The organism is Weissella confusa (assembly GCA_041871065.1).
GTDB lineage: Bacteria > Bacillota > Bacilli > Lactobacillales > Lactobacillaceae > Weissella > Weissella confusa_A.
The window spans coordinates 1,492,339-1,504,614 of the sequence record CP168942.1 but is presented as its reverse complement, the minus strand read 5'-3'; the positions used below and the strand labels follow the sequence as shown (position 1 = coordinate 1,504,614).

At 44.4% G+C, this 12,276-nt stretch carries 15 protein-coding genes; 12 read left to right on the top strand and 3 right to left on the bottom strand.

Annotated elements, in window-relative coordinates; all coding sequences use genetic code 11:
* Window positions 1-2: 2 nt before the first annotated feature.
* Complete coding sequence (locus ACAW68_07260) at window positions 3-137, top strand: hypothetical protein (GenBank protein ID XGA15275.1); 135 nt, start codon at window positions 3-5, stop codon at window positions 135-137.
* A 39-nt stretch (window positions 138-176) separates the two neighbouring features.
* Here the strand turns inward: ACAW68_07260 and ACAW68_07255 are convergent, their stop codons facing one another.
* Window positions 177-845 carry a histidine phosphatase family protein gene (locus ACAW68_07255; GenBank protein XGA15274.1) on the bottom strand — a complete coding sequence of 223 codons (669 nt, stop codon included), beginning with the start codon at window positions 843-845 and terminating at the stop codon, window positions 177-179.
* 164 nt (window positions 846-1,009) lie between these two features.
* Between ACAW68_07255 and rimM the strand changes: the two genes are divergently transcribed.
* The 8 genes from rimM to ACAW68_07215 all read left to right on the top strand — a co-directional run bounded on the left by rimM (window position 1,010) and on the right by ACAW68_07215 (window position 8,870).
* Complete coding sequence (rimM, locus tag ACAW68_07250; protein XGA15273.1) at window positions 1,010-1,513, top strand: ribosome maturation factor RimM; 504 nt, start codon at window positions 1,010-1,012, stop codon at window positions 1,511-1,513.
* 2 nt (window positions 1,514-1,515) lie between these two features.
* Window positions 1,516-2,253, top strand: coding sequence for a tRNA (guanosine(37)-N1)-methyltransferase TrmD (gene trmD, locus ACAW68_07245; protein ID XGA15272.1), 738 nt, complete (start codon window positions 1,516-1,518; stop codon window positions 2,251-2,253).
* Window positions 2,254-2,377: 124 nt separating this feature from the next.
* Window positions 2,378-2,734 (top strand): 50S ribosomal protein L19, encoded by a 357-nt coding sequence (gene rplS / locus ACAW68_07240; GenBank protein XGA15271.1) that lies wholly within the window; start codon window positions 2,378-2,380, stop codon window positions 2,732-2,734.
* A gap of 206 nt (window positions 2,735-2,940) precedes the next feature.
* A complete protein-coding gene (locus ACAW68_07235; protein XGA15270.1) occupies window positions 2,941-4,227 on the top strand; it encodes a dicarboxylate/amino acid:cation symporter in 1,287 nt (428 codons plus the stop codon).
* 155 nt (window positions 4,228-4,382) lie between these two features.
* Window positions 4,383-5,339 carry a YitT family protein gene (locus ACAW68_07230; protein ID XGA15269.1) on the top strand — a complete coding sequence of 319 codons (957 nt, stop codon included), beginning with the start codon at window positions 4,383-4,385 and terminating at the stop codon, window positions 5,337-5,339.
* Window positions 5,340-5,359: 20 nt separating this feature from the next.
* Window positions 5,360-5,545, top strand: a complete 186-nt coding sequence (locus ACAW68_07225) for a 2-hydroxymuconate tautomerase (GenBank protein ID XGA15268.1) — start codon at window positions 5,360-5,362, stop codon at window positions 5,543-5,545.
* Between the two features lie 93 nt (window positions 5,546-5,638).
* The gene (gene glpK / locus ACAW68_07220) at window positions 5,639-7,144 is read left to right on the top strand and encodes a glycerol kinase GlpK (GenBank protein XGA15267.1); all 1,506 of its coding nucleotides are present in this window, start codon (window positions 5,639-5,641) and stop codon (window positions 7,142-7,144) included.
* Window positions 7,145-7,523: 379 nt separating this feature from the next.
* Entirely contained in the window at window positions 7,524-8,870 is a 1,347-nt protein-coding gene (locus ACAW68_07215; GenBank protein XGA15266.1) for an NlpC/P60 family protein, read from the top strand.
* An 88-nt stretch (window positions 8,871-8,958) separates the two neighbouring features.
* Here the strand turns inward: ACAW68_07215 and ACAW68_07210 are convergent, their stop codons facing one another.
* On the bottom strand, window positions 8,959-9,603 hold the full coding sequence (locus ACAW68_07210) for a deoxynucleoside kinase (protein XGA15265.1): 645 nt from the start codon (window positions 9,601-9,603) through the stop codon (window positions 8,959-8,961).
* 217 nt (window positions 9,604-9,820) lie between these two features.
* Window positions 9,821-10,216, bottom strand: coding sequence for a large conductance mechanosensitive channel protein MscL (gene mscL / locus ACAW68_07205; protein XGA15264.1), 396 nt, complete (start codon window positions 10,214-10,216; stop codon window positions 9,821-9,823).
* A 174-nt stretch (window positions 10,217-10,390) separates the two neighbouring features.
* Here mscL and ACAW68_07200 point away from each other — a divergent pair, with 174 nt between their 5' ends.
* The 3 genes from ACAW68_07200 to ACAW68_07190 all read left to right on the top strand — a co-directional run bounded on the left by ACAW68_07200 (window position 10,391) and on the right by ACAW68_07190 (window position 12,165).
* A complete protein-coding gene (locus tag ACAW68_07200; protein ID XGA15263.1) occupies window positions 10,391-11,218 on the top strand; it encodes a Cof-type HAD-IIB family hydrolase in 828 nt (275 codons plus the stop codon).
* Between the two features lie 91 nt (window positions 11,219-11,309).
* Entirely contained in the window at window positions 11,310-11,444 is a 135-nt protein-coding gene (locus ACAW68_07195) for a hypothetical protein (GenBank protein ID XGA15262.1), read from the top strand.
* On the top strand, window positions 11,437-12,165 hold the full coding sequence (locus tag ACAW68_07190; protein XGA15261.1) for a lysostaphin resistance A-like protein: 729 nt from the start codon (window positions 11,437-11,439) through the stop codon (window positions 12,163-12,165). The genes ACAW68_07195 and ACAW68_07190 overlap by 8 nt, the downstream gene beginning before the upstream one ends.
* Window positions 12,166-12,276: the final 111 nt, after the last annotated feature.

Sequence of the window (12,276 nt, the reverse complement as noted above, 5' to 3'; positions counted from 1 at the left end):
CGATGGGATTCTTTATTTTCCGAATTATTTTAGCGATTGCGATTATTGCGGCAGTCTATATGGGTTACAGGGCCTATGAAGCATACAAGCATGATCAAAACCAACAAGATAAGCACCATCACGAAGATGACATATAGTAAAAGCCCCGATGCAATTTTTGCCATCGGGGCTTTTGGTTACCATTCAGTTGTCGTGTCATTAAACGTATCAATGTGAAGTCCGTCTTCGTCAAGTTGCCAAGTGGTGACGGAACCATTTTCAGGTTCGACGCCCTTGTATTCAGGACCGGCGAAACGGTTGGTTAGGTTAATCAACAAAATACCATGAACTACTAGCAAAACGTTATCGCCATCTTTGTGAGTTTGGAGAAGCGTATCAAGACCATTGTTAATACGTGTCCAAAACATATTAGCATCCTCAGCATCACCAGCTGGGTCAGCCTCACGGAAAGCGTTCATTAGTTCGTTGCTATCCATGCTTTGAATCAAATCGCCGTACGTTGTATCCGCAGGCAAACCAAGTACGTTAGCTAACTCATGACCAGCTTCAACACCAGATAAGCCGTCGAAAGAACCGAAGAATTGTTCACGGAAATCAGGTAATTCAATCAAATCTTGGCTGTCACCAGTTAGATTGGCATCCATCACATAACGAGCAGTTTGTGCCGCACGGGCTAGGTCTGAAGAGTAGACACCGTCAAAGTGAACGTGACGCAGACGTTCCCCGGCTGCCTGACCATCCGCAATCCCTTTTTCCGTTAGCGGTGCGTTGGTCCAGCCTTGCATACGACGATACTTGTTTAGATAAGTTTGGCCGTGACGAACCATATAGACGTTAATACTCATAAATAATTATCCCCCGTTTGTATGCCTCTAGTTTAGCAAAGATGGCGGGATAATTCTTGTTTAGTTGGGACAAAAATTAAGGTATACTAGAAGTTAGCAAATTAACCGAAAACTTTACTGTAATGAGTAAAGATGAAACTAACAATAAGAGGAAGACTGATATTATGGCTTTGTATAAAGTAGGAACGATTGTTAATACACACGGTATCCGTGGTGAGGTCCGTGTGATTGCAACGACTGACTTTCCTGAAGAACGTTTCCAAAAGGGCAGCAAGCTAATCATTGATGGCAAGACACCAGTTGAAGTTGAGATTGCAACGGTTCGTAACCACAAGCAATTTGTCTTGTTGTCATTCAAGGATTTGCAAAACATTAACTTGGTCGAGCAATACAAGACGCACGACTTGATGGTGCCTGAAGAAGCGCTACAAGATTTGGCGGATGATGAATATTACTACCACGAAATCGTTGGGTTGGATGTCGTGGATAACGCAACCGGTAAGACACTTGGTAAGGTAGCTGAAATCATGGAACTACCAGCTAACGATGTTTGGGTTGTGAAGGCCAAGGGTCAAGATGATATTTTCTTGCCATACATTGAAAACGTTGTGACTGAGATTGATCTTGATGCAGGTGTTGCCAAGGTCAACATGCTTGAGGAAATTTAATCATGCGCATTGATGTTTTGAGTTTATTCCCAAATATGTTTACGCCAATGCGTGAATCAATTATCGGTAAGACGATTGAGCGCGGTTTGGTGGATTTTAAGGTGACGGACTTCCGTGACTATACTGACAACAAGCACAACAAGGTTGATGATGAAATTTATGGTGGTGGCCAAGGCATGTTGTTGATGCCACAACCGATTTTCGACGCGATGGATGCCATTGAATCAGAAGCTGGTTCACGTGGCCGTGTGATTTTGATGGACCCAGCTGGTAAGACATTCAACCAAGAGATGGCTGAAGAACTTGCTAAGGAAGACCATTTGACGTTTATTGCGGGGCACTACGAAGGGTACGATGAACGTATTCGTGATTTGGTGACTGATGAAATTTCACTTGGTGACTTTGTGTTGACTGGTGGTGAACTTGGTGCGATGGTGGTCATCGATGCCACGGTTCGTTTGCTGGATGAAGCCTTGGGTGATCAAATGTCAGCCGTTGATGATTCATTCTCAACTGGCTTGCTTGAGTATCCGCAATACACGCGTCCTGCTGATTTCCGTGGTATGAAAGTACCTGATGTGTTGATGTCAGGGCACCACGCTAATATTGCAAAGTGGAAGAAGAAGGAGGCCTTGCGCCGCACGTACCTTCGTCGCCCAGATTTGCTTGAAAACTACGACTTTACGAAGGAAGAGCGCCAATTGCTCAACGAAGTAAAGGACGAAGAAGCGAATAAGTAGGATTAAGACTTGTTAAAGGACACCAGAGATGATATTATTATTTCTGGTGTTTTATTCACCAAAAAATAAACCCGATAATCCGCTGGCCAGGTGGTGAAATGATTGTCGACTAGGAGATTTGATTATGCGTCAAAACGCTTTGCTAGAAAAGTTGGTTGCTGATCAATTGCGTACGGACATTCCTGAGTTCCGTGCCGGTGATTCAGTTCGTGTCCACGCTCGAATCGTTGAAGGTTCACGTGAGCGTGTGCAAATGTTCGAAGGTGTTGTTATCAAGCGTAAGGGTACTGGCATCCAAGCTACGTACACTGTTCGTAAGATTTCTAACGGTGTTGGCGTGGAGCGTACGTTCCCATTGCACTCACCACGTGTTGACAAGATCGAAGTGACTCGTCACGGTCGTGTACGTCGCGCTAAGTTGTACTACTTGCGTGCATTGCACGGTAAGGCTGCTCGTATCCGCGAAGCACGCCGTGCCTAATGACATTACGTCATTAAGCGATAAGAAAGCTGATTCCGTTTGGAATCAGCTTTTTTTGTTGTACTTACGGATATTTAATTAGTAAAACGTTTAATGATAAAAATATAATTTTATTAGGGTTAATTTCATAATTTGTTATGAAAAAGGCGTGAAATAGTGTAAACTATAACGAGTGATATTTTCTATAAGGATTGGGTTTTCATATAATGAGCGAGCAAAAAACAAAGAAGCAAAAGCGAAGCATTGGGCTTGGCTGGCGCATTTTGTTAGGGCTAGTTGTCGGAATTATTTTGGGAGTTATTTTCTACCAAAATAAGACGGCGATTACGGCCATGCAAAACATCGGATCAATGTTTATTGGATTGATTCAAATGATTGTGTTGCCAATTGTGTTGTCTAGTTTGACAGCTGGTATTGCCAAGATGGGTGATATGCACAAGCTAGGTCGTATCGGTGGTAAGACAATTATCTACTTCGAAGTGTTGTCAACGTTGGCGATTGTCATTGGTTTGTTGGCTGGAAATATTTTCCAACCAGGTGCCCATGTTGATATCCACAACTTGCAAGCATCAAACATCAGTTCATACTTGAGTTCCGCTAAGGAAGCGGGTGAACATGGTATTTGGGCAACGTTAATGGATATTATTCCAACGAACTTCTTCGGCTCATTGGCTGAAGACAAGATGTTGCAAGTTATCTTCTTCGCTGTATTCTTTGGTTTGGGTACAGCGGCCATCGGTCCTAAGGGTCAAATTATTATTGATTTCTTGGACGCTGTTGCCGAGGTTATGTTTAAGGTGACGAACTGGGTCATGCAAGTTGCACCAATTGGTGTGGGTGCCTTGATTGGGGCGACAGTTGCCCAAATGGGTGTTAGCTCATTGGGCTCACTTGGTTTCTTTATCTTCATCGCCTACGTCACAATGATTTTCTTCATCTTGGTTGTTTTGGGTGGTGTCTTGCACTTCTTTGGCGTCAACATTTGGACGTTGATCAAGGTGTTGAAGGAAGAAATCATTTTGGCCTTCACGACTGCATCATCAGAAGCGACTTTGCCACGTATCGTGTCAAAGATGGAGAAGTTTGGTGTTAGCCAAGGTGTTGTCTCATTCGTTGTGCCAACTGGCTATACGTTTAACTTGGATGGGTCAGCCATCTACCAAGCGTTGGGTGCATTGTTTATGGCCCAAGCATATGGTATTCACTTGTCTATTCAACACCAATTGACGTTGTTGGTCGTGTTGATGATTACCTCAAAGGGAATGGCTGGTGTGCCAGGAGCATCATTCGTGGTGTTGTTGGCAACCGTTTCAACTATTGGTGTGCCAGTACAAGGTTTGGCCTTTATTGCTGGTATTGATCGTTTGGTCGACATGGGTCGTACAGTGGTTAACGTTGTTGGTAACTCAGCTGCATCAATCGTTATTTCAAAGTCAGAAAAGGACTTTGATGAAGAAAAGAGCTTGCGTTATGTCGCAGCGATGAACGACTAAAAGTAATGACGGAATCTTGCTAATGCAAGGTTCCGTTTTTTGATAATTTGAAGTGTTTCAATATGTTGTCAAACCTGACATCTGGTGTGGTCTAACCGTGAAAACTGTGTGATAATATAGGGACGATTAAAAAATGACGTAAGGAGGCGGCACTTGTGAACATTGCACGTGTACGTGAGTATGGACTAAAGGCAATTGTCTTTGTAGCAGCATCAGTTTTGGTTGCTGTCGCGATGAATAATTTCTTTATCCCAAATAATATCTTCTCCGGCGGATTTAACGGAGTTGCGCAGCTGCTTAGTTTGTTCTTCAAAGCAGTGTTTGGTATCAACGTTGAAGTTGGAGCCATTATCATGGCCGTTAACATCCCGCTAGCAATTGCTGGTTGGATTTACGCTGGGCGAGAATTTACGATTCTATCATTTTTGAATAACTTCTTTGCGTCGTTCATGCAAATTATGTTGCCAAAGCAAACGCTGGTTGCACATGAGCCAATTTTGGCTGGTTTGTTTGGGGGGCTGCTACTAGGGGTGGCAATCGGTATCACATTTAAGTTGGGATTCTCAACCGGTGGTATGGATATTGTGGCGATGATTGTCCAAAAGACGACTGGAAAGTCAATTGGGTTCATCAACCTGTTTATTAATGGGTTTGTTGTTGTCATTGCTGGTTCATTTATTGGTTGGCAAAACGCGATGTACACGATTATTGGTATCTATGCGACGTCGGTTGCGGTTGATTCAATTCACACGCGTCACCAAAAGCTGACAGCATTCATTGTCACGAAGCGTTCTGATGAAGTGGTCAAAGCACTTCAAGAAGATTTGATTCGTGGTATTACGATTTTGCCGTCAGTTGGTGCTTACACACGTGAACCAAACACGACATTGATGATGGTTTTGTCACGTTATGAATTGACTGAGATGGAGCGTTTGACGAAGTCGGTTGATCCAGATGCATTTATCAATATTGTTAATACAGTTAACGTTTCAAACAACTTCTGGAATGAAGATTTGCAGAGCCAAATTCGCCGTGAGCGACTAGCGGCACAAGCGCAAATTACCGAGGCATTGAATTTAGATGCTGAGGCTGATAAGCTAATGAATAAGTAGAAAAGAAAGAGGAAATAATAATGCCATTTGTACACGTAGAATTGGTTGAAGGTCGTTCAGACGAACAATTGAAGGGAATGATGGCTGACATCACTGCAGCTGTTGAAAAGAACACTGGGGCACCACGTGAGGCAATCAAGGTGATTGTTAACGAAATGCGCACTGACCGTTTCATGGACGGCGGTACTTTGCGTTCTGAAAAGTAATTGCGTACAATAAGAGAGGTGGTTTTAAAAACCATCTCTCTTTTTTTACGCAACGGGGATGCGTAAACAATAAACGAACTATTAGGAGCTTTTATGGCTGATCAATTTATCATGGCCCTTGATCAAGGGACCACAAGTACGCGTGCTATTCTGTTTGACGAAACCGGTACGGCCATTGCAACGGCACAAAAAGAGTTGCCACAAATCTTTAAGCAACCAGGTTGGGTTGAACATGATGCAATGACTATCTGGGATGATGCCCGTCAAGTGATGGCCGAAGTTGTCATTAAGGCTAACGTGCCACCTTATAAGGTCGCAGGAATTGGTGTAACTAATCAACGTGAAACAACGGTGATTTGGGATCGGTTGACCGGTGAGCCAATTGCACCAGCTGTTGTTTGGCAATCAAAGCAAAGTGACGCGATTGCTGAGCAACTTAAGGCGGACGGTTTGACGGACTGGGTATACGAGAAGACTGGTCTTTGGATTGATGCGTACTTCTCTGCAACGAAGATTATGTGGTTGCTTGATAATGTACCAGGTGCTCGTGAGCGTGCTGAACGTGGCGAATTATTGTTTGGTACGATTGATAGCTGGCTATTGTATAAGTTGACGAATGGTGCGGTCCACGCGACGGATTACTCAAACGCCTCACGTACAATGCTATTTAACATTCACACGTTGTCGTGGGATCAAGAGTTGTTGGACAAGTTCAATATTCCAGCAAGTGTGTTGCCTGACGTTAAGGATTCATCTGGTGTGTTCGGTTACACAGCTGACTATGCGTTCTTTGGTATTCAAGTGCCAATCGCTGGAATTGCTGGTGACCAACAAGCGGCTTTGTTCGGTCATAAGGCGTTTGAAGCCGGGGATGTTAAGAACACTTTTGGAACCGGTTCATTTATCGTGATGAATACCGGGGATGATATCGCGACATCAAAGAATGGTTTGTTGACGACGATTGGGTATGGCTTGGATGGCAAGGTGACGTACGCCTTGGAAGGATCAGTCTTTATTGCTGGTGCGGCTATTCAATGGCTTCGTGATGGTTTGGAGCTTATCAAGAGCGCCAAGGAGACCGCTGATTTGGCCGAGGTAGCCCGCGAACAACATCCTGAACCAATTTATCTAGTGCCAGCATTCAGTGGCCTAGGTGCGCCATATTGGGACCAAAACGTCCGTGGTGCGATGTTTGGCTTGACGCGTGCCACGACAAAGGGTGACGTTGTTCGTGCAACGTTGGAGTCATTGGCCTACCAAACACGTGATGTATTGGATGCCATGCAGACTGATACTGGTTTGACAGTTGGTAGCTTGGTTATTGACGGTGGTGCAGCTGCGAATAACTACTTGCAACAATTCCAAGCAGATTTAATTAACGTACCGGTTCGTCGTCCAAAGCAACTTGAAACGACGGCTCTTGGGGCTGCATATCTAGCAGGTTTGGGTGTTGGTTACTGGGAGTCGATGGATGCACTGCCCGAACAAGCGGCAACTGAGATGAAAGAACCACTTGCAGAACGCCAAGATGAAATGGCTAAGGCTTATACTGGGTGGCAACGAGCAGTCAAAGCCGCACGTATGTTCCCCTTGGATTAAGCGATATGCAACGTAAACTTGATAAGTTTGTAAATAAATAATTGCAAAGTATATGTGCGTTGCAATACAAATGAAATAACGCGAATGACGATTAAGACAATCTGCCTGTGACACAGGTGATGTTTCAATCGTCATTTTTGTTTGTATTCGTGCGGGTTTGCCTGTGACACATTTTGGGTCACGATGATTATCTTAATTTTTACTAAAACATAGATTTTGTATTTGACATGCTAAAGTGTGAATTTTTGTATCCGAACATAAGTTCCCCACATTTCAGCGAAAAAATAGGGTATTATAGAGTAGTCGAGATATTATTTAAAACTTTCTTAACACTTTTTCTGTAGACGAGAGTATATAAACCTTGAGAGGAGTAGTTCATATGGGACAAGTATCAACTAAAGCAATCGTTGCTGGTGTTGCTGGCGCTCTGGGCGTTGTTGCAACAACGCAAGTGCCAATGGTACAAGCAGCGGTTGATCAATTAGCGAACATCGCAACTGATTCAGAGCACGTTGCGACGACGCATGAATCATCATCAGTGGTGGACAATGATGATAAGCAAGTGACAACCAAGTCAGATGTTGTTCGCGATAAGGTATTGGCAACCGCACCAAAGATTTCTTTGCGTGCCGTTGCCAACGTTGCGCCAGTGGCGCCAGCAACTGACAACGTGGGGGATGTCGAGCTGCTAGCTAACTCGGAGACTGAAGCAGCATCATCAGCGACGGCAGTTTACACGCCAGCAGCGTCTTCAGCTGCGACAAGTGCTGCGGTGACACCGGCTGAGCAAGCAGTCGTATCAGAAGCTGAGGCAACGACAGAGAAGCCTGCTGATACAAGCACGTACACAATTAAGGATGGCGACACGCTTGGCCAATTGGCAGCCCAATATGGTGTTTCAGTGGCCGCTATTCAAGCCCTGAATCCTGGCGTTGACGTGACAATGTTGCAAATTGGGCAAATTGTCTACATTCCAGCTACAGGATCAGCGACGGCCACACCCGCATCGGTTGCCGCCTCAGAAGCGCCAGCTATTGCTAGTGTGGCACCGTCAGAAGCGCCAGTGGTAGCTGAGTCATCAGTTGTGTCACAAACGTCAGAAGTGGCCTCGGAAGCACCGGTTGCGTCAGAGGCATCTGTCGTTTCAGAAGCACCAGTCGCACCAGCTGAATCATCCATTGTCAGTGAAACGCCAGTTATGGCCTCAGAAGTACCAGCCACATCGGTTGCGACTTCAGAGACAGCGGTTGCACCATCAGAAGCAGCGTCGGTTGCATCAGAGGCACCAGCTTCTGATTATGTTAATGCACGGGCAAGTGTTCAAGGTGGCTTGACGGCATCACAACGTACGGCGATTGTTAACGCTGCGTTGAAGTATGCTGGTCAAGACATTCCATACGTATGGGGTGGAAAGACACCAGCTGGTTTCGATTGCTCAGGCTTGGCAGCTTGGGTATTCAATGATGCAGGACTAAGCTTGCCATCATACACGGTATCAGAGGAAGCATACGTTTCAACAACTGATGTTAAGACACCGGCTGATGTTATCGCCACTGCACAACCAGGAGATTTGTTGTTCTGGGGTGATCATGGTTCTTCATGGCACGTGGCTATTTATATCGGTAATGGTCAATATGTTGCCGCACCAGCACCAGGTTACAATGTCCGCGTCGAAAACGTGACGACTGGCTTTATGCCTGCCTTTGTCGGTTCATATAACGCATAATTTCAAAAACACGGATGATGTTTAATCGTCTGTGTGTTTTTGTGCACCAAAAAAGCCGTTAGCGCAGTGCTAACGGCTTTTTCAATCGTTACTTAACAGTTGCATCAAGTTCGGCCAAACGGGCGTCAATCGTCTCTAGGACTGCTTGACGGTTGGCTTCATCCTCAAGGTCAAATTGTTGCAAGTCGATCTTAATCTTTGGTGAAGCATCGTATTCTTCGTACCACTTTTGGTAAGCGCTCCACATCTTGAAGTAGTAGCTACGCAATTCGTCGTTGTCTTCGAATTGTTCGTAGTCACGACCACGCTTCTTAATACGGTACAAGATCGTGTCAAAGTCAGCATCGGCGAAGACCATCAAGTCAGGACGTCCCTTTTGCATCGTTTGAATTTCCGCCATCATGTTGTTCAACAACGTCATGTAAACATCAAGTTCGGCGTCTGAAATGTTACCTTCGCGGTGGTTCTCTTGTGTGAAGAGGGCATCTTCATAAATTGAACGATCAAGGACATTGTTGTCGTCGGTCAAGGCCTTCTTAATCATCGCAAATCGCTTGTTCAAGAAGTAAATTTGCAATAGGAAACCGTATTGCTTTGGATCAGCGTAGTATAGGGGCAAAACCGGGTTTTCGCCAACTGGCTCGAAGAATGCTTGCGTCCCCAAATGCTTTGCAATCAAATCAGTCAATGTCGTCTTACCAACACCAATCATACCTGCCGTGATAATCACCATGGTAGTCCTTCTTCCTTCAGAATTTTGTTTCAAGAATCGTCAACTACAGCATAAGCTGCGTTGAATAACTGATAACTATCTTAGCCAAAATATGAATTTAATTCAACGTCTTGACAAATAAAAAAAGAATGCCAAGTGGGGATAAACCCCACCGCTTAGGCATTCTTCGGAAAGTGAATAAAATATGTCTATTTTATGTCGAAAATATCGTTCGGCTTTAGTCCTTCTTAGCGGCCAAAGCATCACGGATTTCTTGCAAAACGCCAAGCTCCGTTTCGATTGTTGCTTCTTCCTCTTCTTCAACTTCCTTAGAAGTCAAAGCTTGTGCCTTGCGGATTGCCTTCAAAATCAAGAAGACCGCAAAACTAGTCAACAGGAAGGTAATTACTGCTGAAATGAAAGCACCAACCTTAATGTCGGCAGATCCCACATGCCAAACGATGGCTGAGAATGAGATTGACCCCGTTGCGATTCCAACTAGTGGCATAATCAAATCGTCAACAACTGATTTAACAACAGTTTGGAAAGCAGCACCCATGATGAAGGCGATAGCTAGGTCCAAAACATTTCCACGCATAATAAAGTCGCGGAACTCATTAATAAAATTACGCATCTGAATACTCTCCTATATTCCTTTCGTTACCTTGATTATAACTGTTTCAGAAATGTGACAGCAAGCAAAAGCATTTGAAAAACAAAGTAAAAATCAAATAATTATTCATGAATTGGTAATAAGCGGTTGCCTTTATTTGTTACAATAAAGGTAAACACACGGGGGATAATACAAATGGTATATAAAATGCTAGTTTCAGACTTAGATGAGACGTTGTTGAATGATGATGGTACCGTTCACGAAGCCAATTTGGCAGCGATTAAGCAAGCTGTGGCGGCGGGATTTAAGTTTGTGCCCAACACTGGTCGTTCATTTAAGTCAGTCCAAGAATTGCTTAAGACGTTAGGCCTTTACGACCAAGCCGGACAATATGTTATCTCTTACAATGGGGCAGCAATTGTTGAAAACAAAGACAATCAAGTCTTGTTGACGCGTGGCATGGATCTTGCGATTGCGGAAAAGATTTTTAAGGCTGGCTTGGTGAACGAGACGGTTGATGTGCACGTATATACGGTAGACACACTGTTCATTTACAACATCTCACCAACTGATAAGCAATACATGGCCGAGCGTGGTGTGCCGTATGAATTGATGGCAACGGATGACTTGTCATTCTTGGCTAACGAACAGCCGGTGATGAAGGTGATTTTTGAGCACCCTGATGAAGCTGTCCGTGAGCAAATTCGTGATGCGGTGATTGCTGCTGTTGGTGGCGATCAAGTTGAAGCCACATTCTCATCTTCACGTTATGTTGAATTCAACAAGAAGGGTGTTGATAAGGGATCAGCATCATTGTTGTTGGGTGAGAAGTTAGGCATTGCACGTGATGAAATTATTGCCGCTGGTGATAATAATAATGATTTGAAGATGCTGACTGCTGTTGGATTAGGGGTCAGTGTGGCGAATGGTATTCCAGCAATCAAGGAAGCTGCTGATGTTGTGACGTCAAAGACGAACAACGAGGGTGCGATTGCGGAAATTCTTGAAAAATACGTACTGTAAGGATAGGTAAATAATGGGATTAGCGTTGCAGATTGGCACGAGTATAATAACGGTGCTACTTTTTGTCGGGCTGGCAGCAGTCGCGAAAATAATGGCGTGGCCACTCTGGGTGTCAATCCCAGTATTCTTGCTCCTATTCGTCTTGATGACAGTTGTGATGTCATGGTTGACGGTAACGTTGCGATTAAAGGCGGAAAAGAAGGAGGAAGAGGCTAATCATGACTAAGGAACATAATTGGATTGGTGACATTATCACCGGACTGATTTGGATTATCATCGGTGTACTACTGGATTTTGCAATTCAGGTTGCTGGCATGTACAGTGCACGCAGTATGGCGAGCTTGTTGCATGTGTCAGCAAATAGTGCTGGACCAATCATCACGATGGTGCTGTTCTTGGCAGTGTTTACCACAATTGCCGTCCTGGTGGTCGGTTATGGCGTTCGTCAACGTTCACCAAAGCTTGGTCTGCACAAGTTCAATGGACATAAGGCAAACTGGATTTGGCGCGGCTACTTGATGATTATCGGTGCCGGTATTGTCACCGTCCTGTTGCAATATATTTTTGCCGGCGGGGTTCAGACGGCAACGAATCAACAGGCGCTCGAAAAAATGGCCAGCACAGGCGGGACAAATCTAGTCTTTGTTATTTTGTTGGCGGTGGTTGTGGCACCATTAGTGGAAGAGTTGATCTTCCGTGGTATTGTGCTGAACTACTTCTTTAAGGATGGGCCTTGGTGGCTAAATGTGGTCATTTCAGGGGTGCTGTTCGGTTATTTCCACGTCTTCCAAGATTTCCAAATCTTCGCGCTTATTCAGTATTCATTGATGGGAATTGCGTTGGCGGTTGTTTATAAGAAGACGAAACAGATTCAATATTCAATGATGACGCACATGTTGAATAACGCGATTGCGTCGTTATCATTAATCTCGATGGCGTTGCATTAATCGTTACACCGTGTGTTTCGAAAATGCAACATAAAAGGTGTCGTGGGAGCTCCCTTAATCAGTGCATATTAGCTTGTTTTTCGATAAACTAATACTTGTAATTAGTAAGTA